Origin of the sequence: Brasilonema octagenarum UFV-OR1 (assembly GCF_963888615.1) — a bacterium.
Taxonomy (GTDB): Bacteria; Cyanobacteriota; Cyanobacteriia; order Cyanobacteriales; family Nostocaceae; genus Brasilonema; species Brasilonema sennae.
The window spans coordinates 1-24564 of the sequence record NZ_CAWPKW010000378.1 but is presented as its reverse complement, the minus strand read 5'-3'; the positions used below and the strand labels follow the sequence as shown (position 1 = coordinate 24564).

Below are 24564 nucleotides of genomic sequence, written 5' to 3'. Positions count from 1 at the left end.
CGCCAGTCGCCTACGGAGGGAAACCCTCCTGCAGCGCTGGTCTCACCAGATACCTCTGTCGGGAAACACTCATCAAGTACTGGCTCCCCTAAACCCCTTGTTTTAGTCAATTTTCCCAGTAAAAACCCGCTCTGCTGGTCCTGTCATATAAAGCCGCTGGTCGATTTGGGACCATTCTATCAGCAATGGTCCTCCTGGAAGTTCTACTGTAGCTTTGCGATCGCATCTCTGTGTCAACACACCCGCCACTAGCGACGCACACGCGCCAGTGCCACAAGCTAAAGTTATACCAGCACCTCGTTCCCATACACGCATTTTCACGTAGTCAGGACGCACCACTTGAATAAATTCAGTATTGATTCGTTGAGGGAAAACTGGGTGATGCTCAAACTGAGGACCAATAACTTCTAGAGGAATTGTTGCAACATCTTCTACAAAGGTGATGCAGTGAGGATTTCCCATATTGACACACGTGACATCCCAAGTTTTGCCTGCGACTTCTAGCGGTTGATTGATCACTTTTTCGTTAGCTGGGTTGATAGTCGTGGGAATTTCACCAGCAAGTAGCCTGGGGATACCCATATCCACTTTAACTTGACCATCTGGCATGAGTTGCGGTGTCATCACACCACCTAGAGTATGAATGCGATATTGGTCGCTTTTTTTGGCGTCACCCTCCAAATCAGCTAAAAAAGCACCGAGACAGCGAATACCGTTACCACACATTTCTGGTTCTGAACCATCCGAATTAAAAATGCGCATGGTGTAGTCAGTACCGTTTTCTCCAGGTAGGGCAAAAATAACACCGTCTGCACCGATACCAAAGTGGCGATCGCACAACTTAACCGCTTGCTCTGGAGTGATGACAGGCTCTGATGACGAGCGATTGTCAATCAATATGAAGTCATTGCCCAGACCGTGATACTTAGTAAATTCTATTGCCATTGCCAAAGTCGATGAATTATATTTGAGTTTTTACGTCATTAGTGTAATGTCTTTTGTCAGTTGTCAACTATCACTGATAACTGATAACTGATAACTGATGACTGATGACTGATGACAATTATGGGACTTGACACCTCACTACCTAGCATTCGGCAAGTACAAAATTTGATACAGCAAGCAGTCACAATTGAAATCAAACTGCTTACTGGCGACATATTGATTGGAAGAATCATATGGCAGGATTCTCAGTGTATGTGTCTTATGAATGAAAACAGTCAACAGATGACTGTTTGGAAGCAAGCCATTGCTTATATTAAGGCAAAAGAATAAGTAGCCATCACAACAGGCGCTATATCTCATTGAATACCAAGAGCTACTTTGGCATCCGCAAGGGTCAGCATCAACGTCATGGGAGCCAGTGGCGAAGGCATGAATCCGCATCGAAGATAGAATGCCTTGGCGTCCTCGTTCAGGGCATGGACGAGAATCCCCCTGATACCGGCAATGGTTGCCGCTTGCAGGGTGCGAAGCACGGCATCGCGAACCAGGGCTTGTCCAATGCCCTTGCCCTGCCAGTCAAGTGAAACAGCCAGTCGTCCAATGACCATGACAGGAATCGGATCAGGCATGTTACGGCGAACCCTGCCTGGGGCTGTGGTGCTTAGGATGCTCCCGTTCGCCAGACAGTAATAGGCAATCACCTTGTCCCCGACACACACGACATAGGTTCGAGACGCCCCGCTGTCTTCGTTCTTGAGTGCCCGCGTTTTCAACCAGTTGTCCAGTTCTGGGCTGCCAGATGTGAAATTCTCTCGTTGATGGTCTGGTTTGAGCGGTTGGGGCGCTTCCAGAGACTGATGTCCTTCGTTTTGCTCTGTCATTCCCACGGTGCTTTCGTGGCAAGCAGTTTTTTAAGATTGTCACTCGCTCTTGGCGGCGTATCCAGCTGTTCCATGAATTGCTGAAAAGTTGCTTCATCCAGCACAAAAAGCCGACGGTCGAGCAGAACTGTTTCCGCTTCCCGACACGCCGTCTCTAGCATGAAATCGGAGCGGTTCTTACCGAGGGCTGCTGCCGCCCGGTCAATCAGATCCCGTTGCTCCTGGTGTGCTCGGATGTTGATGGTGATGTTGCGGTTGCCTGATTCGGCAGAATGCGGTTGCATCAGTCAGTTTCCTTTTTTGTCCTCACAATGAATATACAAAATATGTATATTCATTGTCAACACAAATTGAGCCATCAGGAAAGATGCCCCCGCAAGGGGCTCCTCTGGGCAACGCACTGCCTCATCAACTAATCCAACACACTATCTCTTGGCAAAAACTCTTTGAGTGGTTCTGCTTCGCCTGCTTTCACGATTGGGATAGTTAGCGGTATTTTGCTTTCTGGGACAAGCAACTGCACAACTTGATTTAGAGAAAGCAAATTTCCACACAATAAAACTTGGTCGTTGACTTGCAAGTCCTTATTATCATCGGGAAAGCGGATAAATTTGCCCTCTCGTCGCATTGCTTGCACCATAACCGCATATTTGTTGCGGGTATCCAAATCTGCAAGGGTTTTCCCAACCGCTGGACTATCAGTATTGAGAGTAACCCACTGGCAAGCGCTGCTTTCTCCAGGGACAATAGCTTGACCTTTGGCGAATTCATCCAAAGCCGCTAATTCATTATCAGAACCGACAACCAAAAGGCGATCGCCTTCTTCTAAGTCGGTCTGGAGTGAAGGATAATCTATTTCCTCACCTCCTTGACGACGAATTGCCATCAAACTCACACCTGTTAAGTAGCGCATATCTGCTTCTTCTAAAGTCATACCGACTAGGGGTGAACCAGATGGTAAAGAATACCAACGTTTATTCAGGTCTTGAGTTGCTAGTTGTAAATCACGAGAAACCTCAGACGCCGATTGTTCAGGGCGCAGATCCAAATAATGACGACTGCGAATTTCCTGCATTTCTCGTTGCACCACACTAGATGATAAGCCCAAATCAGTTAAGATGTAACTCACCATTTCTAAACTAGCCTCAAACTCTGGTTGCACAACTTCCCGTGCCCCGAGTTGATAAAGTACCTCAATACTTTTGTCATTTGTGGCGCGAACAACGATATCTAGATCAGGAGACAGTTCCAAAGCGCGTTTGACGCAAAGACGGGTACTCATGGGATCAGGAAGTGCGATCGCCATTCCTCGTGCTGTGTTGACTCCAGCAGTTTCTAAAACGTGAAAACTTACACAATTACCATAAATATAAGAAACCCCAGCTTCGCGCAACTGTTGAATTCTACTTTCTGACTGATCAATCACCACAACAGGTAAATTGTGCTGCTGAAGCAACTTCACCAAATTGCGTCCCACTCGCCCATAACCGCAGACAACTACATGGTCTTTGATCGGTAGTTCTTCAGCAACTCCCAAGGGCTGACCTTCCCCGCTTAAATAGGGCTTTAACCAAGGTACTGATTCTACCCAGTCAAATACAATTGGAACCAAACGCAGCACAAAAGGGGTAAGCACTAATGTTACTGCTGTTGTTCCCAAAATCAGTAAATAGACTTGTCGAGAAACCAGCCCCAGCGCCTGTCCTTCGCTGGCGAGAACAAAAGAAAATTCTCCAATTTGAGCCAGTCCCAACCCAACAATTAACGCTGTTTTCAACGGATAGCGGAACAACTTTACAAGTGGCGTAATAATTAAACATTTACCAATAAATACCAGTGTGACTAATCCCAGAATCAATTCCAGATTCTTCCACAAAAACAGTGGATCGATTAACATCCCAATAGAGGCAAAAAATAAACTGGCAAAAATATCTCGCAATGGCTCAACATACGTAAGGGTTTGATCAGCGTATTCCACTTCCGAAATCATCAAGCCAGCAACAAACGCTCCCATTTCAATAGAAAGCCCCAGAGACTCTGTGAGTAAGGCAATACCCAAACACAGTGCTACGACACCTAATAAAAATAACTCTCGGCTTTCAGTACGGGCTAGCAATCGCAACAAAGGAGGAATGAGCCAAATCCCCGCAATAACTGCACCACCCGCAAATAAACCAATCCGCAACAGTGCCAACAAAACTGCGACAACAAGCGTTTCTCCAGGTTCATGAAGGGCAGGTAAGACTGCGATCATCAGTCCTAGTGCTAAATCTTGAACGACCAAAATTCCCAGCATCACCTGTCCGTGGGGCGTTTCCGTCTCATTACGTTCCATCAAACACTTGAGAACAACTGCTGTGGAAGACAACGATAAAATTGCCCCTAAAAATATACCTTTAGCTGGTAGATATGCCCAAGCTCCTGTCGCCCCACAGACTAAAACTGTGATGAGAATTGTTAGGGCAATTTGTAGTCCTCCTCCACCAAGGGCGATCGCCTGGACTTTTTTCAGTTCTGTAAAGGAAAACTCAACACCCAAGGCAAATAGTAAAAAAGCGACTCCAAACTGAGCCAACGTTTCTACTTGAATCAATTCTTTAATCAGTCCCAGTCCGGATGGCCCAACGACCATTCCACCAATAAGATACCCTAGTAGAACGGGTTGTCTTAAAAGCGCCGCCAAGAGTCCGCCACAAGCAGCAACGGCAAAAACTGAAACTAAATCAACTATGAGTCTAAAATCTTCCTGCACAAGCTTATAAAATAATTGTTAAAACCTATTAACATCAGGATACAAAGTTTTTTCTCTTTAAAGTATCAAATTTGTTTTTTATTTATAGTACTCATATTTGTTTTTGTGAAACTAAGTACATTTGATGTTCCCCCTTCTGGTGCAAGCGTTAAGCGCGATGCAGTGAGCGTGGTCGTTGTGTTCCCTTTATTCACGAGTCAGTTCATAAATCAAACCGAATTCCTATAGCTATTTTAAAGTATGCCCTGTAGCTGGGGCTAAACTGATAACTGTTAAAACTACAATTCAAAAGCTAGACTAGAACAACAAGGTAGCAAGGTTAACAATCAAAGGGATATTATGATGAGCGATCGCGATTACACATTAATTATTGATAAAAGCGGCAGCATGTCTACTCCAGACCAAGTTGGTGGTAGAAGTCGCTGGGAAATGGCTCAAGAATCTACACTCGCACTGGCAAGGAAGTGTGAGCAATTTGACCCTGACGGCATCACAATTTATGTATTTGCCGGTAAATTTAAACGTTACGATGATGTCACTTCAGCGAAAGTAGCACAAATTTTTCTAGAAAATGATCCTGGTGGCACGACAAATTTAGCAGGTGTACTCAAAGATGCAACCAATCACTACTTTCAGCGCAAAGCTGCAGGTCAAGCCAAGCCCAATGGCGAAACAATTCTAGTGATCACCGATGGTGAACCAGATGACCGTAAAGCAGTCTTTGAGGTAATAATTAATGCATCGCGTCAGATGGAACGTGATGAAGAATTGGGAATTTCTTTAATTCAAATAGGCTCAGATCCTCAAGCAACCAAGTTTCTCAAAGCTTTGGATGACCAAATGCAAGATATTGGTGCTAAATTTGACATCTGCGACACAATAACCTTGGATGATCTCGAAGATATGAGCCTTGCTGATGTGTTAATGAATGCGGTGACTGATTAATCAGTTTTTTGTCCTTTGTTCGTTATTAATAACTGATGAGTGATAAGGGAACACTTAACAGTCAACAGTGAACAGTAAACGACTGGTAACTGGTAACTGGTAACTGATAACTGATAACTGATAACAAATAGGGAGAATTGAAAAATGCTAGACAATCGTGACTATACTTTAATTATCGACAAAAGTGGTAGTATGGCAACTCAAGACCAAAAGGGTAGTAGAAGCAGATGGGTTGCTGCACAAGAATCTACTTTTGCCTTGGCGAGTAAATGCGAACAACTTGACCCAGATGGTATCACTGTTTATCTGTTTTCTGGACGCTTCAAGCGCTATGAAAATGTGACATCAAGCAAAGTATTGCAAATTTTCCAAGAAAATGATCCTTCTGGTACAACTGACTTGGCAGGTGTGCTGAAACACGCAACTGATAACTACTTTCAACGCAAAGCTGCGGGTGAAACTCAGCCAAATGGTGAAACTATTTTAGTTGTGACTGATGGTGAACCAGATGATCGTAAAGCAGTTATGAAGGTAATTATTGAAGCTTCTCGCCATATGGATCGAGATGAAGAACTTGCTATTTCTTTTATTCAAGTAGGTACAGATGCTCAAGCGACTCGCTTTCTCAAAGTATTAGATGATGAACTGCAAGGGGCTGGTGCAAAGTTCGATATCTGCGACACCATCACCATAGAAGATATGGAAGATCTGACTTTATCAGAAGTACTGCTCAACGCTATTAATGATTAAGCATTTGTGGTGATTTTTCATGGGATTGAGGAGCAAACTGAATTTGGAGTAGTTACGGAGGATTTCAGAACATGGATTCTCTTGATAAACTTTTAGCTGAGATGAAAGCTGAATATGAGGAACAAAAACCTCAACAGCATCAGCTAAAAGCAAATTTAATTAAACCAGTCAGCAAAATGGAAGAGAAATCAAATTTCTTGATAGATAAATTATTAGCCGAAGTCAAAGCTGATTTTGAACAAAAAGATTTAGCTGAACAAGCACAAAAACAGCAAGAACAAGAACAAGAACGAATCCAACAAGAACAACTTCAGGCGAAAAAATTAGAGGAGTTGAAAAAGCAAGCTGAAGATTGGCTCGCAAAATTAGATCCCTTGTCTTTAGAAGGACTTTGGTTTGAAAGATTTGCTGAGGGATATCCGTCAAAAGTAGAGGCTGCAATTGAATATTTACAATTGGAGTGAAGAATTTTATGAGTCTTGTGTGCTTTAGAATTCTTAGGAATGAACGAAAATAGCCCAGCGCTCAAATATTTTGCTTTTTATTATTTATTTCAGATAAATGCTTGACACCCCACTCGTGCATTGCATAGAGAATTGGTTGAAGACTTTCTCCTAAAGGTGTTAAAGAGTACTCTACTTTTGGAGGAATTTGCGCGTAAACTTTGCGATCAATAACCCCATCTTCCTCCATTTCCCTGAGTTGTTGAGTTAGCATTTTTTGAGTAATTCCATTTAAAGATCGCTGTAATTCACCAAAGCGTTTCACACCATCCATTAATTCTCTTATAATCAAAACCTTCCAGCGTCCACCAATGACTTTTAGTGTGGTTTCTACTTCACAAGTTAGTCGGCTATGGTTTTGTGCTTCAGCTTTCATAGTTTTTGTTGCGTAACTACCTTATTGGAGTTTAGACTAAAAGCGATATGAAGGAAGGGAGTAGAGCAATACGGTTCAGTTAAGAAATTTTCTATTGAGGTAGGGGAGGTAGGGGAAGTAGGGGGAGAGAAAAAAGGCTGATCTGAACTGGATTTCTATTCAGACATGCTTCCCGGAAGAAGTTATCCAGTTCGACCAATTGTAATGCTTCAATAACATCCCGCGCCACCTTCAAGTCATCGGGTTTATTCGAGTTCACCAAGAGTCCGACGAGTTGACGGTGAATTGGCTCAACAGCATAGCGGAAAGAAAACTGTAAATCTGGACTCGCCGCCGCTAAATCTGTTCGCAGAGATTTGATTGTGGCGACTGCTTGTTTATAAGCTGCGATCGCACCTGTGTTTTTCCCTTGAGCTTTCAGCACCCGTCCCAACTGCCACTGCCAAAGATAGGCGCTATCGGCTGCGTTACTTCGTTGCGCTAACTGGAGTGCTTCTGAGGTTAATTTTTCTGCCTGACTCCACTGCTGCGTTTTTTCATAAACATTCCTGTTAAGCGTTCCCTGTTAAGCGTGTTTCTTGAAAGTGCCTACTTCTCATTTTAACTTGACATAGTTTACAGTTAGTACGGATAAAAAGTTGAACGACAAATAAGGACTGGTTCGTAGTTGCGTTTCTGCGTAATCAACGAACCCAGTCACCAATCCCAAATCTACTGTTTGCTATTGGAAATTGATTAATGGCACATATCTTACATATTGACTCTAGTCCTCGTGGAGAACGTTCTTTCTCCCGCAAGTTTTCTGGTGAGTTTATCACAGCTTGGAAAAATGCCCATCCCGGAGATAAAGTCACCTACCGGGATATTGGTCATAATACAATTCCTCATGTAGACGAGCCGTGGATCGCTGCTGCTTTTACACCACCAGATACTCACACACCTGAGCTAGCTAAGGCAATTGAATTGTCAAACAGCTTAGTTGATGAATTTTTTGCGGCTGACCGCTACGTCTTCGGTGTGCCGATGTATAATTTCAATGTCCCCTCTACCTTCAAAGCTTACATTGACCAGATTGTTCGCATTGGTCGCACCGTCGCTGTAACCGAGGAAGGTGGCTTTAAAGGGCTGGTTGAAGGTAAAAAGATGCTGATTATCACGGCTCGTGGTGGTGACTTTTCTCCAGGAAGCTTCGCTGCACCCTACAATTATCAGGAACCCTATCTCAGCGCGATTTTTGGATTTCTTGGAATTACAGACATTACATACATTAATGTGGAAAACCTCAGTGGAGGTGATGAAGTTCGCCAGCAGTCTTTTGCAAAAGCACATGAAGCCATAGCGCAAGCTGTGGCTGGTTGGTAATCTCTCAAGTAGTGTGGGCGTTGTAATGCCCACCCTATAGTGGAACTATAATCTCAAACCACAGATGCAGATAGGTAGATGCTCTTCTCGGGTAAGGTTCATCTGTGGTTTCATTTTCATTTTTCTTGACTTTTCCAAAATTTTTTAAAACGAACCGCAGAGGTACACAGAAAGCAGATGAGATAAATCCAGGAGGGAGAAAGCAGACTCATTTCTGTTACAGGCTTATTAATAGAGGTGTTCCCCTGTATTTGCTGCCGCAGATACTGGATGATGTTGATCTGATTAGGCACTGTCCCCCTGTCAGACTGAGAGACAGGCGATTCGTATATGACATCAGGCACATAAACGTACCAGGTACTCTTGGCTTGTCCCTGATTGGGTTGAAGTGGCTGCACGAATGTGACTTTCCAGTGGTCACCACCATATCTGGAGGCATTGCGATCAATAGATGAAACACGCAATTGCTGACCTGCTGTGGCTGCGTACTTATCTTGTAGTGCTAAATTTGATGATTGTTGCTGCCAGTCCTGCTTGAAAGTCGTATTTGTCGTCACTCTTAAAATAATTGCCATTGATGCATCTCCTAATAGCACAGTTTGAAGCGTTGAAGCTTTTGTTATTGTTAATTTATTACTTCAAATCTTGCACCATAATTTTCGTCCGCCAATAAAGAAATTTCCGAACTTGAGTTCAAGGCAGGCGTACTATGGATGAGGTGCAAGATTTGAGTTACCCGAAATTATAATAACCGATTTATAGTAAAAAAAAGAACAATTAAATTTTTCTTAAAGCAGTATATTTAACGATTAAGTTTTCCAAAAGAGCTTCAACTTAGTAAAAAGACTCACAAGACAGGCGATCGCTAACGTATAAATGACACCTTTGAAAAAACCTGTCAAGGGGGTATTTGTAAACTCTAGAATCAACGGTTCAATGTGAGTTAATCTCAGAATAGGCAAGAGAAGATTGGCAAATGCTACATAGGCAATCATTGGATTTTGTCCATTGTCTATGAGCAACTGCAGAAGTTTTCGCTGTTTGAAGATATCTAGGAGTATGGTGAAGGTAATCAGGAGAAAAAGTGCGACCGCCGTGGTGACAAAGTAGTAACTCAACGTTGAAGGGTCTTTCTTTATCCCATTCTCAAACGGTTCAAAAAGCAAGCCAAGCGCCAACCAATAAATTCCCCATTGGTAAAATGATTTCAGCAACCTTTCTGTGTCAGTTACTGGATTGACAAATAAAAAGCAACTTATTGAACAAAGAACAAAACTCAGTGATGTTGTTTGCCATAACCACCTAGCCTGCAAGCCAATGAGTAGTGCCAAACAAAGACTCAACATCATGAGAATGATGCCAAAACAACGTACCTTCTTCCAAGAAAATTTAACTTCCTCATCTCCCTCATTTTTAGTAGGAGTTTGCAGCCAGTTTAGAATGACATCTCCTATAATTGTTCCAGGAATAACAATAAACAAATACTGTAAATATTCAGAGTGAAAAATCCAAGGGACTGGTGAAGCGTGCCAAAGTATAGCAAACCAACTTTGTTTAACAGTAGCCGATAGCCGTAAAGCAATCAATAAGCCTAACAATCCTAGACGTAGCAACAAATTATTTCTGGTAATCAACCAAGCAAGTGAACCAAAAACCGCCATGTTTGTCAGAACGATTAAGATAATATCACTTCTTGAAAGTGAGAATCCACGTCCATCTGGATATTGAAGAAAAGAGATAAAGATAATTGCTGCGATAAAAGCACTCAGGGGAAGCCATTTTATATAGTGCCTCAAATGTTGGTTTACAGATAACCTAACAAATACCAAAAAGAGTATTAAAAAACCCAACAAAGCTATCCACCATATTTGTTCAGTTGGATTTGGGTTTATTGTATATGGTCTAAGATGTTGAAGTAGTATTGCAAAGATTCCTAAGAGAAATCCTCTTTTAAGAATATATAAAACAACTTGTTTTGTAGTAAATCCTTTAGCAAGACGACTCGACAGCGCCAAAGGAATAGCTGCTCCCAGACAAAACAAGAAAATTGGAAATACAGTATCTACCCAAGTTAACCCAGGCAGATTAGGATTAAATGTATGGGTAGGTGGCGGCTCCTGAGCATGGTACATCCAAGCTGGCAAAATCTTATACCTTATAGTGCCTGATAAGACCATTGCCAAAATTGCAAATCCACGCAGTGCATCTAGGGCGTAGGCGCGTTTTAGGTTAACAGTCTTTTCTTGCATAAAAATCTCATCCTAATTCCTATGTTTTAGCTGTAATACATTATTTATTTCATACTCAAAGTTGATTGAAAATGTTTCCTTACGCCTATTGTACTTCACATTTTTGTAAACTCTTGTCTTGCTGAAAACCTTCAGCTATTTCCAGCATTTGTTGAAATGTCATTTGTCGATTAACTGGAATACGAGGAATTTCATAGTAGTTTTGCTTGCAGTCGTCATCAAGTATTTTGTCATTGTATAGATACGCTGATAAATAATATTTAGATGCATAGTATCGCACCTGTTTATTAGAGGCTCCGTAAGGATAAGCCAGATGAGACGCTACTTGCTGTTGTGGATCTAAATCTTGGGTACATTGTCTCAGTTTAATCTGGGCTTGCTGAAGTTCTTTAACTAACTCGCGACGACTCAATGTCATTAAGTTTTTATGATTGAAGCCATGAGATTGAATATCATAAAAACCTTTTTTCAAACCTTCTCGTAAATCCTGGCAGTCTAAGTGAGTAGAAGTACTTTCTTTTCGTTCCATAATGCCTGGGTTGATAAACAAGACTACTTTGATTTTTTGACTGTATTTATTTTCAAGCTTAGACAAAATCGGTAGTAAGTTCGTGTGTACTGTTTGATATCCGTCATCAAATGAAATCATTATTGGTTTTTGATTGGAATGTTCTTTTGGTACTTTTTTATGTTTTTTGATAAAATAATCATATAACTCTTGAGTGGTTAAAAACCAGTAGTTATTACTCACGAAATGCTCTAATACTTTCTCTAACTCTTTTTCAGGGTAGTGCATATTTTGCAATTGAGAAGTAGGAGTATTAGCCGGAAGAACGCCATGAAAACCAAAAATTGGAATTACAGGCTTATTAACGAATAATTTTATGACAAAAAAAAGAATTAAAACTGCTAGAATTAAATGAAATGGAAAGCTTTGATTCTTTTGATTCACTTTGAGTAATTTTGTTCTATTGTATGGTAGATGTAACTAGCTATCTGGATTTTTGTACCGCAGAGAGACGCAGATAAATACAGATAATTTATTTGTGTCTATCTGTGATTTTATGTTCCAAGAAATTGACTTTTGTTGGAGACTTCATCAGCTAAAGCTCACAAGGAAGAATAAAAGTAGATTTTTGAGGCAGGTCTATTGTATTACAGCATGACTCAAGTGTCGCACTTGCCAAACAGCATTTATCATGAGTCTAGGTTCTAAAAAACAGTCTCACTTCAAACCTCTAATGGCTAAACAACTTAAGTTAAATGACTACAAGCAGCAGATAGCGGATGTGTATAATCGGAGAAGTCACAACTATGATGAAAGTCAATGGCATTTAAAGATTGCTCATCGTCTGGTTGAATACGCACAAATCAGCCCTGGATATGACGTTTTGGATATTGCGACTGGAACAGGTCATGTTGCGATTGAAGTTGCTCAAAGAGTTGGGTCCTCTGGTAAAATCGTCGGTGTGGATATTTCAACCCAGATGCTAACTCTTGCTAGGCGCAAGGTTGAGGCGTTAAGTCTAAGCAATGTTGAACTTCAGCTTGCGGATGCTGAAGCACTAAATTTTCCAGCAAACAGTTTTGAGCGAATTTTGTGCGCGAATGCATTTCCGTTGATGACAGATATGGAAGCCACATTACGCCAATGGATGCAATTTCTCAAACCTAATGGGTTAGTTGGTTTTCATGCGCTTGCAGATGCAGCTTTAGTTGGAGTTGTTATTTGGCAGAAGATTTTTGAAAAGTATGGCGTTTTGCAAGAATTCAGCCAGCCAACAGGTACAACTGCAGATACAGCTGAAAAATGTCACAACCTGCTTGAGCGCTCTGGTTTTGAAGCGATTGATATTAAAACCGAGCAGTATGGTAATTATATTAGTTTAGAGGAGGCAAAGCAAAGGTGGACTATAAATTCCTATCCAGCCCCCAAATTCTCTAACACTCTGTTCCAGCTTCCATCAGAGCAACTACAAGAAATCAAGGCTGAATTTGATGCTCAATTAGAAGCGTTAGTGACAGAGCAAGGTATTTGGAACGATGGTACCTCCTTTTTTGCATTCGGTCGTAAAGGAAAAAACAGTGAACAGTGAACAGCCGAGTCAGTGAACAGTGAACAGTAAACAGTTAACAAAAGAAACAGAGCCGTATTTTCTGTTGTAACTGGTAACTGATAACTGATAACTGGTAACTGGTAACTGTTTGAATAACGGGTGATGTTTGCAATTGTGACTGGTGACTAAATGCGCCACGCCTTGAGCCATTTGCTCACGGCTGTGTTAAAGAATTTTGTCACCTGATGCTTGCGACGCCATCTTTGGAAAGCAAGTTCGTATTCTTCGCCTTTGATTTGGAAAGTATTCCAAGCATCAAGACCTACTGCAAACACAGAGCAGAGTAAGATATATAGTGACCAAGAAAGACCACCACCACCAAGTAGATTCAGAGATAATAAAAAGACGTTAACAATTGCATACTTACCAACACGCTTTTTGAATCTACCTTGACGATGAGCGTTGAAAGCTCGTCGTTGTAGCATTTCTCCGTGTTGTTCTAGCCAGTCTTGTTCTGCTTGTTTAAGTGTGTCTATGGAGATTTCCAATTCTCCAGCTATTTCTAGCAGTTGCTCGTAGGAAAATTCTTTGTTGTTATCGTCAGCTTGACGAGCGATCGCCAGATGGAGAATCTGCTGTATATCGTCTTGGCTATAGGTTCGAGTTACTTTCGTATCAAAAGTCGTCATAATGCGTGTTATTTTTTTCAATAATAAAGTTTTGTTTTGATGCTTTGCCACTAGTTTTAGACTAGCAAATATCGTTGGTGCTGTGGGTAGATGATATACACAAGAAAAATATAAAATTTTACTTAAAATTTTTATTAAAATTTACGTGGACGGCGAGACAGCCATTTGAATCGATAAATAGAACGAACACCTTCAAACGGAGTGACATCAAAAGGCAATAGAATTGTAAAAGTGCTACCTTTGCCTAATTCGCTTTGCACATTCAAGTTGCCGTGGTGCGCTTGAACAATTGCTTGGGCGTTAAACGATCGCTATTCACCCGATAGAAGCGATCAAAAATTCGAGAAAGCTCGGTTTGGGGAATACCAATCCCCGTATCTTCAACCTGAATAACAGCATAATGTTCAGTTCGATCTAAGACAATAGTTATCTTCCCGCCTTTGGGTGTGTATTGAATCGCATTGATAATTAAGTTAGAAATCAGACGATAAACCTGCTCAGAATGACCGATAATGTTTAGAGGTTGATCAACTCGTATAACAGATGTCAGCTTGAGGTGAGAGGCGATGCTCCAGCAGGGAGACTCACTCAGGGCGATTGCCCAAAGGGCAGACGCCAAACGCGTATCGCAACCAAATGTCCGGAATTATCAAAAAAACGCACGTTGCTGTTGAGCTTCTCATTGCTCTAACACTGAGAAAATTATACAGCTTGTGGCGGTGTAATTAATTAAAAAATTACTTCGGCTTTTGCATACGGAATAATTACATAAACCTGCATCAATCGCGTTACGATTGATGCAGAAGGCAACAACTGTGCTTACTACAATCCAGGCGTCGTTTGTGCAAACAAAGCTACAAAATCTGTGGTCACTACAGTACCAGGCGCGTCTTCTGGTTGAGAAATCAAGTCAAACGCCTTGTTTCTAGCGTTTGGTTCCAACAAAGCTTGCACGACCACTTCTGCCACATCTGCACGCGGAATTGAAGTGGGAATCCCGTCTGGTGGATTAATCAGCATGGTATCATTTTTACCAACCAGGAGTTCTCGTTTTCCTCCCGGTTGGTCTAATAGACCCCCAGCGCGAATAATTGTATAGTCAATACCAGAATCAATTAAATACTGTTCTGCCTTACGTTTCCAAATCAAGATGTTGCCATTACCAAGACTGTTAAGCGGGTGATTTTCATTCGTGCCACCCATTGAACCGACCAGCACAATATGATTCACTCCAGATGCTTTTGCAGCATCAATTTGGTTAACCTGACCCTGGTAGTCAATTACTTGCGGTATTTCATCGTTAGGAAAAGTAAACTCAGGACGCATCCCCGGTTGTGGCATTCCTTTCATCTGGGGAGTCGCACTGGTGAGAATAACCAAAGTAGAACAACCTTCTAACGCTTTTATGAGAGTTTTTGGGTCGCGGATATCGCCAAAGAAAAAGTTATCCTTTGTACCGAACAATTGCTGAACTTTCTCACTATTACGGGCAAATCCCCGAAGAGTAAACTGCTGGGGATGTTGTTGCAATTTTTGGCAGACGAGTGAACCAGTACGTCCGGTTGCACCAGTGACGAAAACTTGTAGAGGCGTAGTCATCTAAAATTAATTACAAAATACAATTGCAAAGAACTATTGTCCCATTGAATAACAAATATAGAAAAATCAAGCGTGCCCGCAGGGCATAGGTCATCCCCGATAGACGCAGCCGTGCCGCAGGCATAGGGCTTCGGTGCAGGGTAGGGCGCAAACCAGAGGCAGCGCCCTTATTGACGCCTGGGCGCAGTGGCTCCTCAGAACGATAGTTACAGAATGAATCAGCGAGGATTTATCTAGCAGATTGAAACTCCATCGAATTGCATTGCACAACGGGAGCAATTAAGCCGCCGCTTGAGCAATCAATTGGTTAGCAATTTGCTGGGCTAAGTTAATCGGAATTGCAAATCCCAGTCCTTGGGCACCTTGAATAATAGCAGTATTCACACCAATGACTTGCCCTCGTTGATTCAGCAGTGGTCCGCCTGAGTTACCAGGGTTAATTGCAGCATCTGTCTGGATAAACCCAACTCCCCGACCTCGGGAACCAAAAGCACGGCTAGAACGGTCTGTTCCACTAATAATGCCGACTGTCACAGTGTTGTCTAAACCTAGAGGGTTACCAATGGCAATCGCCCATTCTCCAGGTTTCAACTGGTCGGAATTACCAAGACTGACCACAGGGAGATTGTTAGCCTGTATTTGGACTACTGCCACATCTGTTGATCTATCTTGCCCTAAAACTCGACCTGTGAAGCTACGACCGTCTTTCAAAGTTACACTTACTCTATCTGCTCCACCAAGAACGTGAGCATTTGTCAGAATCAGACCATTCGACCTAATAATAAACCCCGAACCTGTACCTCTTGCCACCCGTCTACCATTCGTATATGGATTTCTTAAAGTGCGCGTAGAGTCAATCCGCACCACAGCAGATCCGGTTCTTTCTACCGCAGAAGCAACAAAATTAGTATCTGTGTTGCCAATTGGTGCAGAAGGCAATTGAGCGATTGCTTGCTGAGACAGTACTGGATTTGTAGGCATAAAATGTGCCCCCAACAGAGCCGTTGCAGCTCCCAGAGAGACCAAAGACAAACTAGTGAGAGACTTCTTCAAAGAAAAAACGGAGGACATTGTAGATTTCCTAGTAAATTTTTTATAAATGAGGATGTTTTGACACAGAATCATTGGAGACAAGCGCCGTTTTCCTCAACCACAAAACTAGTTAGCGTTAACAATTTGCTTAACAAGATTCAGCGCTATTTGAGTTGTTTCATTTAATAGTTTTGGGTCTACCTTTTTATCATTTGGTGTGTGGTAGTTCGGCTCTTGACCCCGGTAGAAGAACATGACTGGCACGCCCTTATTAGCAAACGATGCGTGATCGCTACCGCCAGAAGAGCCAAAGGTTTTCACTTGCGGAGCAAGATTTTGTGCAAATCTTGTTAAAGATGACGTACCACCAATTCTTAACTGCTCGTTCACGCCAACCATATCGAAATTGACCATAGCTTTCAGCCCAGAAAGAAACTGTGAGTTAGCCCCATTCACAAAAGCTCGTGAACCGTGCAGCCCATCTTCTTCACCATCAAAAGCGATGAACCAGGCTTGACGAGCAGTTGGCGTATTAGATAGATTACGGGCAACAGCCAGGACAACTGCTGTTCCTGAAGCATTATCGTTTGCTCCTGGAGAACCAGGTACTGAGTCGTAATGTCCACCTAGAATAATTTTGGGCGCAGTTACACCTTCAAGATGTGCTATAATGTTACGCCCTGTGACAACACGTCGTTGGGCGTTCACATTCAAACTAATATTCAGGGGTACACTTTGCACACGTTGAATTAAGGGATTTCCTTGCTGACCAGAAAGCGCCAGCACAGGAATTTTTACCTCCTCACCAAGTGTCCCGTACACATCCGATAGCTGATTGTTGACAATCACCAAACCAACAGCCCCAGCAGCAGAGGCATTTTTTGCTTTTTCAGAAAAACGAATTTCACCGCGCCGGACAATAGCAACAGCACCCTTAACATTCACAGCAGCAAAATCAGCTTTGCGTCCAACATTAGGAACCGCTACCAGTGGCGCGTTTAATTTTCCAGGAACTGTACCATTGAGCGCTTTCCCCTCAAGTGTCGCTCCATCAACAGTCAAATTTGAGCCTAAGTCTTGAAATTTAGGATAAGTAAAAGTTTGGACTTCAGTCACATAGCCAGCTTTGCGATACTCATCAATTAGATAAGCGCTTGCCTTTTCCATGACTGGTGTCCCAGCCACTCGCGGACCAAAATTTACTAAAGCTTGCACATCTGCAAAAGTGCGGTTGGACTCCTGAGCATCAACGACAGCTTGAGACTGGGTAAGTTCTCTGGCACGATTTGACTGTTGTGCAACGCAAGCCGTGGGAAGTGCAACCAAAACAGCTACAAGTGCAGTTTGTAACCATAATTTTGCTTGTCTGTTTACCAAAAGAATTGATTGGAATTTCGTGTTTATCACCTTTATACTTACAGCTAGAAATCTTAAACCAGTGAACAGTGAACAGTAAACAGTAACAACTGATAACTGATAACTGATAACTGATAACTGGTAACTGGTAACTGATAACTGATAACTGGTAACTGATAACTGTTAAACGTATGCAATGAGGCGACCACAAATAATCACACCAGTCCAAAGCACAAGGGAAATGACTGCGATCGCCCTAACCACTACTGGAGCTTTCACACCCCGGTTCCAAAACTTAACGGACTTCAAAGCCACTCCATGAAAAAAAGCCGCATTCATCCCAGCGGCACACAATAGCAGAAGCTTCAGACGAAAAGCTGGATTTGCTGCTATTTCGGTTGCATCGACTGCAAACAGGAGAAAACCTGACAGCACCACAACCGCAAAACTGAGGTAAGCCCAGGGCAAGAGGTATCGTGCCATATCTGTTACCAACAGGTGACGGGAGAAACCTAGTAACCTAAAATCGAACAGAGCAACTGAGCCAAAGACAATGGCTAAACCAAGAATGTGTGTTGTTTCGATCATTGGGTAAAGCCATAGCCACTGGCGAATTGTTGAGGACAAGGCACTGTTTTCTAACCACAACCACCAGCTTGTATCAGCAAGGTTCATCAGCGTAGTTCTACTGTTTGTTTACCTATAGTGATTCGCTCTGCTCTCATTTCACTGGTTTCAGTGCGATGAGGGTATCCTACTAATTTCACTTGCTGCCCAACCTGCAAAGCCCCTTGGGCTAACCCACGTCTTTGCAATCGGGCAGGTGGTGCTAGGACTGCTTGCCATACTTTATTATCATCTGTTTTCACTTCTATTGTGGTGTGTGGATTATCGTACTTCACATTCTGGATTTTTCCAGTCAGATTGAGTGTTTGCTCATTGTTGTACTCACTCCAGCCGTGGTGTGCGCTAGCACTTTCAGTTCCAGAAGCTAAGAAAGTTGCAATTGTTGCCGCAGTCAGTGCAGCCTGCACAAAACTTTTTTTGAGCATGGCTTTGTTTGGCTGTTGCTGATCATCCATCATTCGAGTCCCCTGCTTTTGTTAAGTTTTGTACCGTTTTGCTCAGTTCACCTGTACAGTCTTTCCACCAATTGTGATTTGCGACGCGCCCATTTCGTTGGAACCATCATAAGCCGGCCATCCTACCACAGTTGCAGTTGCTCCTACCTTCAAAAAGCTTCGGGTTAATCCTCGCCGTTCGGCTTGGGTAGGTGATGGTAAGTCAATCCTCCAAACTCGCCTTAACTTTCCAGTTGTTTGAAGCTGCATACGAATGTGAGGATTCGTATATCTCACTGCTTTAATCACCCCTGTGATTGTCCGTGGATGTCCGACATCATAGGTTGTGTCATAGCCGTGGTGTGCTGTAACCTCTCCAGCAAAACCAAGACTCGCAACTACGGTAACTATGAGTACCCGAAATAACTGAGAGCGCTTTGCAATCATACGTTTGGCGGTGCTAAGTTTTGTGAAAGAATCTAAGTGTGTTCAATAAACCCACTCCGCCTCTAGCACTTCTTACCGTAAGCGTGGAGGATTAGAGGTGGGATTTTATAGTCATTGTGAATGAGAAATTAAACATCATATAACAGAACCGTGATATTCTTGTTATTTCTTAGTGTGATGGACAAGTATGACAAAAAAATGTCAGTCCTTGCCAGGTAGGAAAAAAAATTGAATTTCTTATCCGCTCTACTTTAGAGGTAGTTCAATTTGAAAGGTTGAACCTTGCCCAAAAAGACTCTTGGCAATAATCTGTCCTCGGTGCGCCTGCACAATTTGTTGGGCGATCGCCAGTCCTAAACCAAAGCCACCCGTTTGACGCGATCGCGCTGTATCTACGCGATAAAACCGTTCAAAGATATGCGGTAAATCTTCTTCAGGAATGCCAATGCCATTATCTTCTACCTGAATAATGGCTCTGTGAGATTGTATCAAGAGTTTTAGTCCAACTCTACCACCCTCAAGGGTGTACTTAAAAGCATTGCTAAGTAAATTTACAATCGCCTGTTTTAACAAATCTGAATCGGCTTTTAGGGTAACAGGTGACTCAGGTAAGTGAGAAGTAAAATTGAGATTTTGTGCAGGTGCTAGTTGCTGATACTCTTGGAGTATAGGTTGGAGTAGTCCAACAAGGTCTATACTCTTCAATGTTGCGTTATCTAACGGTCCATCCTGACGAGCAAGAAACAACAGATTATTAATGAGATTGCTCATTGATTTAGCAATCTCCGTAATATTTTCTAGACGAAAACGCTGCTCTAATTCATCCTGTGGAGGCATCAAAGCCACTTGTGCATTACTTAAAATAGCAGCCACCGGAGCGCGTAACTCATGGGAAGCATCAGCAGTGAAGCGTTGTAGTTGTTCGTATGCCCGACGAGTTGGTTGCATTGCAAGTCCCCCTAGAAACCAACCAGTAATACCTATCGTGCCTAAAGTTACTGGTAAACCAATTGTCAAAAATAACCTTGCCCGATTCAAGTTTTCACGCACAGGAGTTAGAGAAACAGCAACTTGAATATACCCAATTAACATATTTTCTTGTATAACAGGTAAGGTTAGTTCACGAAACCATTCTTTGGTAGTAGAAATTCCATTGCGATTCTTTTGAGTGATTTTAATAGTTTGAAAACCAGGAGCAACAGTTAATCTTTTTGAACCAGACATACCAGTATAATCAACTAATTCTCCATTGAATGTGTACAACCGAATATACGCCAAGTCATTGTTAATTGGTGGTAGTGTATCACCAAGAATTGGATTATCTCTTCCCTCAAACTGCGCTCGTTTGTTATACAGCTTGTACAGTGGAGTTCTGGCAATAGCTTTGCTATCAGAATAAAGTCTGTCGTCAAAAGCTTGAAGCTGCTGTTGAACAACGAAGTAATATGCGATACCAGCAAATGTGATGAGGATGCTCCCCATCGATATTGTAAATAAGTATGCCAAATTGCGACGGCTACGAACAAACATAATTAGTCATTAGTCAATAGTCAAAGATTATTCTCCTCTGCTCCTGTGCTTCGCCTCGTCCCCTTGTCATCTTTCCGGAACATCAAGCCGATAACCCATAGCATAAACATTTTCTAGCCAATCTTTTGCTCCAACCGTTTGCAGGCGCTGTCGCAATCGGCGCACCAGTGTTGTCACAGCATTACTTTCTGGTTCTGTGCCCCATCCCCAAAGAGCCTGTTCTATTTGATTATGAGATAGAATTTGACGAGGATGGCGCATCAAGTACTCCATTAGCTGAAATTCTCGACCAGATAATTGAGCCGTAAATTGATTTCGCTCAATAGTCAGGTTATTCAAATCGAGATGTAAATCTGCCAAAGTAAGTTTGTCTCCTTGCCAAAGTGGCGAGCGCCTTCTCAAAGCTCTCACCCGTGCTAGCAGTTCGACAATATCAACTGGTTTTACCAGATAATCATCTGCTCCAGCATCTAAACCATAAACTTTATCTGATGTCGTATCCTTAGCAGTTAGTATTAGTACTGGGGCAGTTTTAAGCGCTAGTCGATATTCCCGACAAAGGTCAACGCCACTGACTTTAGGAAGCATCCAGTCTAAAATCAGCAAGTCATAATCTTTTTGAGATAAGAGCCATTGGGCTGTTTGTCCATCTTCTATCGCATCAATAATATGTCCTGCTTTAGTGAGCGCAGCTCGCAGTGGTTCTAATTGGGCTGGGTCATCTTCCACCAGTAAAATTAACATAGGGCGATCGCTGCTGTTGTTTTTTCTTTATCCTAGTGTGCTTAGTATCTGTAAAGTGAATCTATGCTCCAATCCCGATGGTTTAAGATTTTACGTTCTTTGGGATTAGAGTTTTGGCTACTCCTACCACTGCTTGGATTGACTTTTTGGGTGGGGAGTGGATTTGTGATGAATAGCATATTGTTCCGCTCTCGTCAATCAACGAATCCGTTGAAGGTTGAGACATTATCAGCAAAGCAATCCCCAACACTTGTACTATCAATCACAGTTCAAATCAAAAAGCATCAAAATCTTTCTAGAGTCAGAGTCAAGACAGCTTCCAAAGCCCTAAAAGAACTAGAATTTGAATTTCCGGTCACACAACTTAGCGCATTGGAAGCAGCAATTAGCAAAGAGTTACGATTGCCAATCGATGATGTGAGGAAGTTGATGCGCTTTGCAACGGATTGATTGGTGTTCCTGCTAATGGTTTTCCCGCAAGCGACGGTAGAGATTTTGACTATGGAATTGAGCATTTATCAGGTATCAGTCTTGACAACTCTGTTTTTAATAGTTAACAACAGACAAATTAAATCAGCGTGAAATTATCACAGGCATAAAAAGGTTATGAATTGGCTTGCCATTAGCATAAGCGTTGCAGTAGTCGTGACAGTAGCAGTAGGAGTGTTATTGTGGTCTAAATGGAAAAAGCGGCTCTTAACTCAACTCAAACAAGAAAAACATCAGCTTCAAGAAATAGAACATCGCTTACTAGCTCAACTCGAACAAGAAAAACACCAGCGTCAAGAAACAGAACGTCGCTTACTAGCTCAACTCGAACAAGAAAAACACCTGTTAACTCAACTCGAACAAGAAAAACATCAGCTTCAAGAAACAGAACATCGCTTACTAGCTCAACTTGAACAAGAAAAACGCCAGCGTCAAGAAATAGAACGTCGCTTACTAGCTCAACTCGAACAAGAAAAACACCAGCATCAAGAAGCAAGAAAGCTCAAAGACTTGAGTCAACAGCAGCTAACTTTACAAAAGACACCAAAGTTAACTACAACATGGCGCGATCTCCTAGTATCTGGAAGATGGAAAGAAGCTGATCACGAAACACTCAGGATTATGCTCAACCTGACAAATCGAGAACAAGAAGGTTGGCTAAATGTAGCATCTATCCACAACTTCCCACACGAAGACCTCCGCGCTATCGACCAACTTTGGGTAGAATCTTCCAATGGTCGCTTTGGATTTAGTGTTCAACAACGCATTTGGAAAAGCGTAGGAGGAAATCTCAAAGCTAACGATAAGATTTACGAAGCCTTTGGTGATTGTGTAGAATGGCGCGTCCATAAAAATTGGTTACAAATCAATGAACTGACGTTCAATTCCTCAGCTCCGACTGGACATCTACCTGCTGTTGCTGTGAGGTTGGGTGGGTTGAGTTGGGGTATAGATGGGTTTTTGTGGGAAAAGAGGGATGCCTATGTGTTTCTTCTCTGTGAGAAAGATTGGTAGTTGTAACATCCTCTTTGGATGCTGATATCATCTGAGGTTTGATACGACGAGCTACTCAAAAAGCAACCGCTGCGATACGCCTCTGGCGTCTGCCCTTTGGGCAATCGCCCTGAGTGAGTCTTCCTGCTAGAGCATCGCACCCCCTCCTCCCACTACTTTAAAGTTGATAAATATGGGTAAGTGGGTAAGTGGGGGAGTAGGGGGAGTAGGGGGAGTAGGGGAGGCAGTGCGGTCTTGGGGAGCCAGTCGCTTGCGGGGGTACCCCCCGTTGTGCGACCTGGCGTGTTTCCCCAAGTGGAGCAACTGCCGTGGAGTGAAATGTATCAGGATTTTCGTGAAAGGGTATCAGTCAAAAACCAAACTGCTATTTTTTCCAAGGTAACTTTGTGCCCATTTCAGTTAACGCAGAGAAGATGAGATAGAGGATGAAAACACTGGCGCTGACAAGAAAAAGAACAACCTCGTTATCCATAATTGAGTCAGAGGGGGTGATGACTAGTACTGATCAAATGACATTCTACCAAAATGAATGCAACTCGGGATTAATAAAAAAATAAGTCAGAATTCAGAATGAACCCGGTCCATTCTGAATTCTGACTCCTGAATTGTGCATGTTCACAAAATTGCTTACACTCTTTGGGTGTGACCTTCAAGACTAGCTTCTAATCATTTGCTGCACTTTTTGCTGAAGCGCCGGATCTTGGCTGATCGCTACTTGAATTTGATTGAAACGTTCTAGCCCTAGCCCTTCCTTTTGCAAAACTTGCTGCATGTTTGTATCAGCTTGTTCCTGAATTGACTTTAAACTTGTGAAAGCTTTTTCGTATTGTTGTTTTTCTTGTGATGTCATTGCTCGTTTTAGCTTCTCTGGGGGATTTTGCTGTGATTTATATATTTCCAAAAATCGTTCTTGAGTCAGACCAGACTTATTTATAACGTCCGCCATCTGCTTAACTGCTCCCTGCTTTATCGCTGTGAGCTGTTTTATGGAGTTTGCAAATTTCTGAAGTTCCTCTGGACTAACTTTGGTTTGGGATGTTCCTGGAACTTGAGGGGATGGAGATGAAGATGGAGATGTAGGTTTTGGTGCTTGTGCATGAGCCGACAGGCTGCTGACAAGAAGAAAAACAAAAATATAGCTACCTGTCAGAATTTGCTTAAACACGTTGAGTTCCTCCTTTACAATTTCGGTGTCCGGTGTCAGAAGAGTTTGTTGAATTTCCTCAACTGAGCCTCGGTTTCCATCGATTTTTCCGGCATATCTTTAGGCAGCATTTAGACAGCAAACAAGAGTTACTGTTTATCGCTAACGACTCTGGGTATGCTCTATCCTGGTAAGCGGGTGAAGTACCTACCAATAAAACGGAGCTCAAAGCACTTCTCTTGCGAGATGTTTAACTAGCCGCGACAGGGCAAAAGACTAGCGAATCTTAAGGTGTCATGATTTGGATAACGTCTCCTAACCGAAGTTAGGGGTTTGGTTCACATTCACTCCGTATCACTACGTTTGCGAATGATCCCTGTCTGTTCAATACGGTCAGATAGGTCATTGAGCAATACCATTATACAAAAATGACCTGCGACATTCCGGAAAGATTGACGACTTGTCGAGCTTATATCCTACCACGCCCACGGAGTACCTCTTAGGCTGATCACCCGCTACGAATGGAAAAAACACTCTTTTCACGCCAGAACAAGCGTGTTCAAAGTAGCGTCTGGGTCAGGAGAGGGAGACCCTCATCAAGTACTGGCTCACGCCACATGCACGCCACTTGCTACAACG

26 protein-coding genes and 2 pseudogenes are annotated in these 24564 nt (G+C 42.5%); 8 read left to right on the top strand and 20 right to left on the bottom strand.

Annotation, left to right across the window (positions count from 1 at the left end; translation table 11 throughout):
• Positions 1-102 precede the first annotated feature (102 nt).
• Positions 103-945, bottom strand: a complete 843-nt coding sequence (gene dapF / locus AC5590_RS33745) for a diaminopimelate epimerase (RefSeq protein WP_169267574.1) — start codon at positions 943-945, stop codon at positions 103-105.
• Between the two features lie 111 nt (positions 946-1056).
• On the opposite strand from dapF, the gene AC5590_RS33740 reads away from it, so the two are divergent.
• Positions 1057-1275 carry an Hfq-related RNA-binding protein gene (locus tag AC5590_RS33740; protein WP_244837949.1) on the top strand — a complete coding sequence of 73 codons (219 nt, stop codon included), beginning with the start codon at positions 1057-1059 and terminating at the stop codon, positions 1273-1275.
• 26 nt (positions 1276-1301) lie between these two features.
• Here the strand turns inward: AC5590_RS33740 and AC5590_RS33735 are convergent, their stop codons facing one another.
• From AC5590_RS33735 to AC5590_RS33725, 3 genes are all read right to left on the bottom strand, one after another.
• Positions 1302-1826 (bottom strand): GNAT family N-acetyltransferase, encoded by a 525-nt coding sequence (locus AC5590_RS33735; protein ID WP_171976928.1) that lies wholly within the window; start codon positions 1824-1826, stop codon positions 1302-1304.
• Complete coding sequence (locus AC5590_RS33730; protein ID WP_169267572.1) at positions 1823-2110, bottom strand: type II toxin-antitoxin system TacA family antitoxin; 288 nt, start codon at positions 2108-2110, stop codon at positions 1823-1825. Before AC5590_RS33730 ends, AC5590_RS33735 begins: the two co-directional genes overlap by 4 nt.
• A gap of 128 nt (positions 2111-2238) precedes the next feature.
• Positions 2239-4578 (bottom strand): monovalent cation:proton antiporter family protein, encoded by a 2340-nt coding sequence (locus tag AC5590_RS33725; protein ID WP_169267571.1) that lies wholly within the window; start codon positions 4576-4578, stop codon positions 2239-2241.
• Between the two features lie 339 nt (positions 4579-4917).
• Here AC5590_RS33725 and AC5590_RS33720 point away from each other — a divergent pair, with 339 nt between their 5' ends.
• The 3 genes from AC5590_RS33720 to AC5590_RS33710 all read left to right on the top strand — a co-directional run bounded on the left by AC5590_RS33720 (position 4918) and on the right by AC5590_RS33710 (position 6737).
• The gene (locus AC5590_RS33720) at positions 4918-5523 is read left to right on the top strand and encodes a vWA domain-containing protein (protein WP_169267570.1); all 606 of its coding nucleotides are present in this window, start codon (positions 4918-4920) and stop codon (positions 5521-5523) included.
• A 144-nt stretch (positions 5524-5667) separates the two neighbouring features.
• Positions 5668-6273: a vWA domain-containing protein gene (locus AC5590_RS33715; RefSeq protein ID WP_169267569.1), complete on the top strand. Its 606-nt coding sequence runs from the start codon at positions 5668-5670 to the stop codon at positions 6271-6273.
• A gap of 71 nt (positions 6274-6344) precedes the next feature.
• Positions 6345-6737 (top strand): salt stress protein, Slr1339 family, encoded by a 393-nt coding sequence (locus AC5590_RS33710; protein ID WP_169267568.1) that lies wholly within the window; start codon positions 6345-6347, stop codon positions 6735-6737.
• 61 nt (positions 6738-6798) lie between these two features.
• On the opposite strand, the gene AC5590_RS33705 is transcribed toward AC5590_RS33710, so the two are convergent.
• The gene (locus AC5590_RS33705) at positions 6799-7152 is read right to left on the bottom strand and encodes a winged helix-turn-helix transcriptional regulator (protein WP_169267567.1); all 354 of its coding nucleotides are present in this window, start codon (positions 7150-7152) and stop codon (positions 6799-6801) included.
• 91 nt (positions 7153-7243) lie between these two features.
• Positions 7244-7576, bottom strand: a complete 333-nt coding sequence (locus AC5590_RS33700) for a hypothetical protein (protein ID WP_211178659.1) — start codon at positions 7574-7576, stop codon at positions 7244-7246.
• A 314-nt stretch (positions 7577-7890) separates the two neighbouring features.
• On the opposite strand from AC5590_RS33700, the gene AC5590_RS33695 reads away from it, so the two are divergent.
• Positions 7891-8514, top strand: a complete 624-nt coding sequence (locus tag AC5590_RS33695) for an FMN-dependent NADH-azoreductase (protein ID WP_169267566.1) — start codon at positions 7891-7893, stop codon at positions 8512-8514.
• Between the two features lie 116 nt (positions 8515-8630).
• On the opposite strand, the gene AC5590_RS33690 is transcribed toward AC5590_RS33695, so the two are convergent.
• The 3 genes from AC5590_RS33690 to AC5590_RS33680 all read right to left on the bottom strand — a co-directional run bounded on the left by AC5590_RS33690 (position 8631) and on the right by AC5590_RS33680 (position 11715).
• Positions 8631-9089, bottom strand: coding sequence for a hypothetical protein (locus AC5590_RS33690; protein WP_211178658.1), 459 nt, complete (start codon positions 9087-9089; stop codon positions 8631-8633).
• Between the two features lie 234 nt (positions 9090-9323).
• Positions 9324-10763 carry a DUF5009 domain-containing protein gene (locus tag AC5590_RS33685; protein ID WP_169267565.1) on the bottom strand — a complete coding sequence of 480 codons (1440 nt, stop codon included), beginning with the start codon at positions 10761-10763 and terminating at the stop codon, positions 9324-9326.
• Between the two features lie 85 nt (positions 10764-10848).
• Entirely contained in the window at positions 10849-11715 is an 867-nt protein-coding gene (locus AC5590_RS33680) for a polysaccharide deacetylase family protein (RefSeq protein ID WP_169267564.1), read from the bottom strand.
• A 247-nt stretch (positions 11716-11962) separates the two neighbouring features.
• On the opposite strand from AC5590_RS33680, the gene AC5590_RS33675 reads away from it, so the two are divergent.
• Entirely contained in the window at positions 11963-12859 is an 897-nt protein-coding gene (locus AC5590_RS33675; RefSeq protein ID WP_248277363.1) for a class I SAM-dependent methyltransferase, read from the top strand.
• 146 nt (positions 12860-13005) lie between these two features.
• Here AC5590_RS33675 and AC5590_RS33670 read toward each other — a convergent pair whose 3' ends face one another.
• The 10 genes and pseudogenes from AC5590_RS33670 to rppA form a co-directional block, all read right to left on the bottom strand.
• Complete coding sequence (locus AC5590_RS33670) at positions 13006-13509, bottom strand: 2TM domain-containing protein (RefSeq protein ID WP_169267562.1); 504 nt, start codon at positions 13507-13509, stop codon at positions 13006-13008.
• A gap of 134 nt (positions 13510-13643) precedes the next feature.
• Positions 13644-14101, bottom strand: a pseudogene (locus AC5590_RS33665) (sensor histidine kinase); the annotation flags it as partial.
• Positions 14102-14331: 230 nt separating this feature from the next.
• Positions 14332-15108, bottom strand: coding sequence for an SDR family oxidoreductase (locus AC5590_RS33660; protein WP_169267561.1), 777 nt, complete (start codon positions 15106-15108; stop codon positions 14332-14334).
• 282 nt (positions 15109-15390) lie between these two features.
• A pseudogene (locus AC5590_RS33655) lies at positions 15391-16179 on the bottom strand (trypsin-like peptidase domain-containing protein); the annotation flags it as partial.
• Positions 16180-16266: 87 nt separating this feature from the next.
• Positions 16267-17547, bottom strand: coding sequence for a M20/M25/M40 family metallo-hydrolase (locus AC5590_RS33650; protein ID WP_498824405.1), 1281 nt, complete (start codon positions 17545-17547; stop codon positions 16267-16269).
• A 132-nt stretch (positions 17548-17679) separates the two neighbouring features.
• On the bottom strand, positions 17680-18171 hold the full coding sequence (locus AC5590_RS33645; RefSeq protein ID WP_169267559.1) for a DUF6644 family protein: 492 nt from the start codon (positions 18169-18171) through the stop codon (positions 17680-17682).
• A complete protein-coding gene (locus AC5590_RS33640) occupies positions 18171-18581 on the bottom strand; it encodes a DUF6152 family protein (RefSeq protein ID WP_246162593.1) in 411 nt (136 codons plus the stop codon). The genes AC5590_RS33645 and AC5590_RS33640 overlap by 1 nt, the downstream gene beginning before the upstream one ends.
• 39 nt (positions 18582-18620) lie before the next feature.
• Entirely contained in the window at positions 18621-19004 is a 384-nt protein-coding gene (locus AC5590_RS33635) for a DUF6152 family protein (RefSeq protein WP_169267558.1), read from the bottom strand.
• Between the two features lie 246 nt (positions 19005-19250).
• Positions 19251-20534, bottom strand: coding sequence for a sensor histidine kinase (locus AC5590_RS33630; RefSeq protein ID WP_169267557.1), 1284 nt, complete (start codon positions 20532-20534; stop codon positions 19251-19253).
• Between the two features lie 66 nt (positions 20535-20600).
• Positions 20601-21278 (bottom strand): two-component system response regulator RppA, encoded by a 678-nt coding sequence (gene rppA / locus AC5590_RS33625; RefSeq protein WP_169267556.1) that lies wholly within the window; start codon positions 21276-21278, stop codon positions 20601-20603.
• Positions 21279-21341: 63 nt separating this feature from the next.
• Between rppA and AC5590_RS33620 the strand changes: the two genes are divergently transcribed.
• Positions 21342-21728: a hypothetical protein gene (locus AC5590_RS33620; RefSeq protein ID WP_169267555.1), complete on the top strand. Its 387-nt coding sequence runs from the start codon at positions 21342-21344 to the stop codon at positions 21726-21728.
• A 156-nt stretch (positions 21729-21884) separates the two neighbouring features.
• Complete coding sequence (locus AC5590_RS33615) at positions 21885-22781, top strand: GUN4 domain-containing protein (protein WP_169267554.1); 897 nt, start codon at positions 21885-21887, stop codon at positions 22779-22781.
• A 655-nt stretch (positions 22782-23436) separates the two neighbouring features.
• Here the strand turns inward: AC5590_RS33615 and AC5590_RS33610 are convergent.
• Positions 23437-23946 (bottom strand): DUF4168 domain-containing protein, encoded by a 510-nt coding sequence (locus tag AC5590_RS33610; RefSeq protein ID WP_169267553.1) that lies wholly within the window; start codon positions 23944-23946, stop codon positions 23437-23439.
• Positions 23947-24564: the final 618 nt, after the last annotated feature.

Excerpts from the sequence above, each read along its gene's own strand:
- dapF (WP_169267574.1), bottom strand. The coding sequence starts at position 945 with ATGGCAATAGAATTTACTAAGTATCACGGTCTGGGCAATGACTTCATA.
- AC5590_RS33740 (WP_244837949.1), top strand. The coding sequence starts at position 1,057 with ATGACAATTATGGGACTTGACACCTCACTACCTAGCATTCGGCAAGTA.
- AC5590_RS33735 (WP_171976928.1), bottom strand. The coding sequence starts at position 1,826 with ATGACAGAGCAAAACGAAGGACATCAGTCTCTGGAAGCGCCCCAACCG.
- AC5590_RS33730 (WP_169267572.1), bottom strand. The coding sequence starts at position 2,110 with ATGCAACCGCATTCTGCCGAATCAGGCAACCGCAACATCACCATCAAC.
- AC5590_RS33720 (WP_169267570.1), top strand. The coding sequence starts at position 4,918 with ATGATGAGCGATCGCGATTACACATTAATTATTGATAAAAGCGGCAGC.
- AC5590_RS33715 (WP_169267569.1), top strand. The coding sequence starts at position 5,668 with ATGCTAGACAATCGTGACTATACTTTAATTATCGACAAAAGTGGTAGT.
- AC5590_RS33710 (WP_169267568.1), top strand. The coding sequence starts at position 6,345 with ATGGATTCTCTTGATAAACTTTTAGCTGAGATGAAAGCTGAATATGAG.
- AC5590_RS33705 (WP_169267567.1), bottom strand. The coding sequence starts at position 7,152 with ATGAAAGCTGAAGCACAAAACCATAGCCGACTAACTTGTGAAGTAGAA.
- AC5590_RS33695 (WP_169267566.1), top strand. The coding sequence starts at position 7,891 with ATGGCACATATCTTACATATTGACTCTAGTCCTCGTGGAGAACGTTCT.
- AC5590_RS33690 (WP_211178658.1), bottom strand. The coding sequence starts at position 9,089 with ATGGCAATTATTTTAAGAGTGACGACAAATACGACTTTCAAGCAGGAC.
- AC5590_RS33685 (WP_169267565.1), bottom strand. The coding sequence starts at position 10,763 with ATGCAAGAAAAGACTGTTAACCTAAAACGCGCCTACGCCCTAGATGCA.
- AC5590_RS33675 (WP_248277363.1), top strand. The coding sequence starts at position 11,963 with ATGAGTCTAGGTTCTAAAAAACAGTCTCACTTCAAACCTCTAATGGCT.
- AC5590_RS33670 (WP_169267562.1), bottom strand. The coding sequence starts at position 13,509 with ATGACGACTTTTGATACGAAAGTAACTCGAACCTATAGCCAAGACGAT.
- AC5590_RS33660 (WP_169267561.1), bottom strand. The coding sequence starts at position 15,108 with ATGACTACGCCTCTACAAGTTTTCGTCACTGGTGCAACCGGACGTACT.
- AC5590_RS33645 (WP_169267559.1), bottom strand. The coding sequence starts at position 18,171 with ATGAACCTTGCTGATACAAGCTGGTGGTTGTGGTTAGAAAACAGTGCC.
- AC5590_RS33640 (WP_246162593.1), bottom strand. The coding sequence starts at position 18,581 with ATGATGGATGATCAGCAACAGCCAAACAAAGCCATGCTCAAAAAAAGT.
- AC5590_RS33635 (WP_169267558.1), bottom strand. The coding sequence starts at position 19,004 with ATGATTGCAAAGCGCTCTCAGTTATTTCGGGTACTCATAGTTACCGTA.
- AC5590_RS33630 (WP_169267557.1), bottom strand. The coding sequence starts at position 20,534 with ATGTTTGTTCGTAGCCGTCGCAATTTGGCATACTTATTTACAATATCG.
- rppA (WP_169267556.1), bottom strand. The coding sequence starts at position 21,278 with ATGTTAATTTTACTGGTGGAAGATGACCCAGCCCAATTAGAACCACTG.
- AC5590_RS33620 (WP_169267555.1), top strand. The coding sequence starts at position 21,342 with ATGCTCCAATCCCGATGGTTTAAGATTTTACGTTCTTTGGGATTAGAG.
- AC5590_RS33615 (WP_169267554.1), top strand. The coding sequence starts at position 21,885 with ATGAATTGGCTTGCCATTAGCATAAGCGTTGCAGTAGTCGTGACAGTA.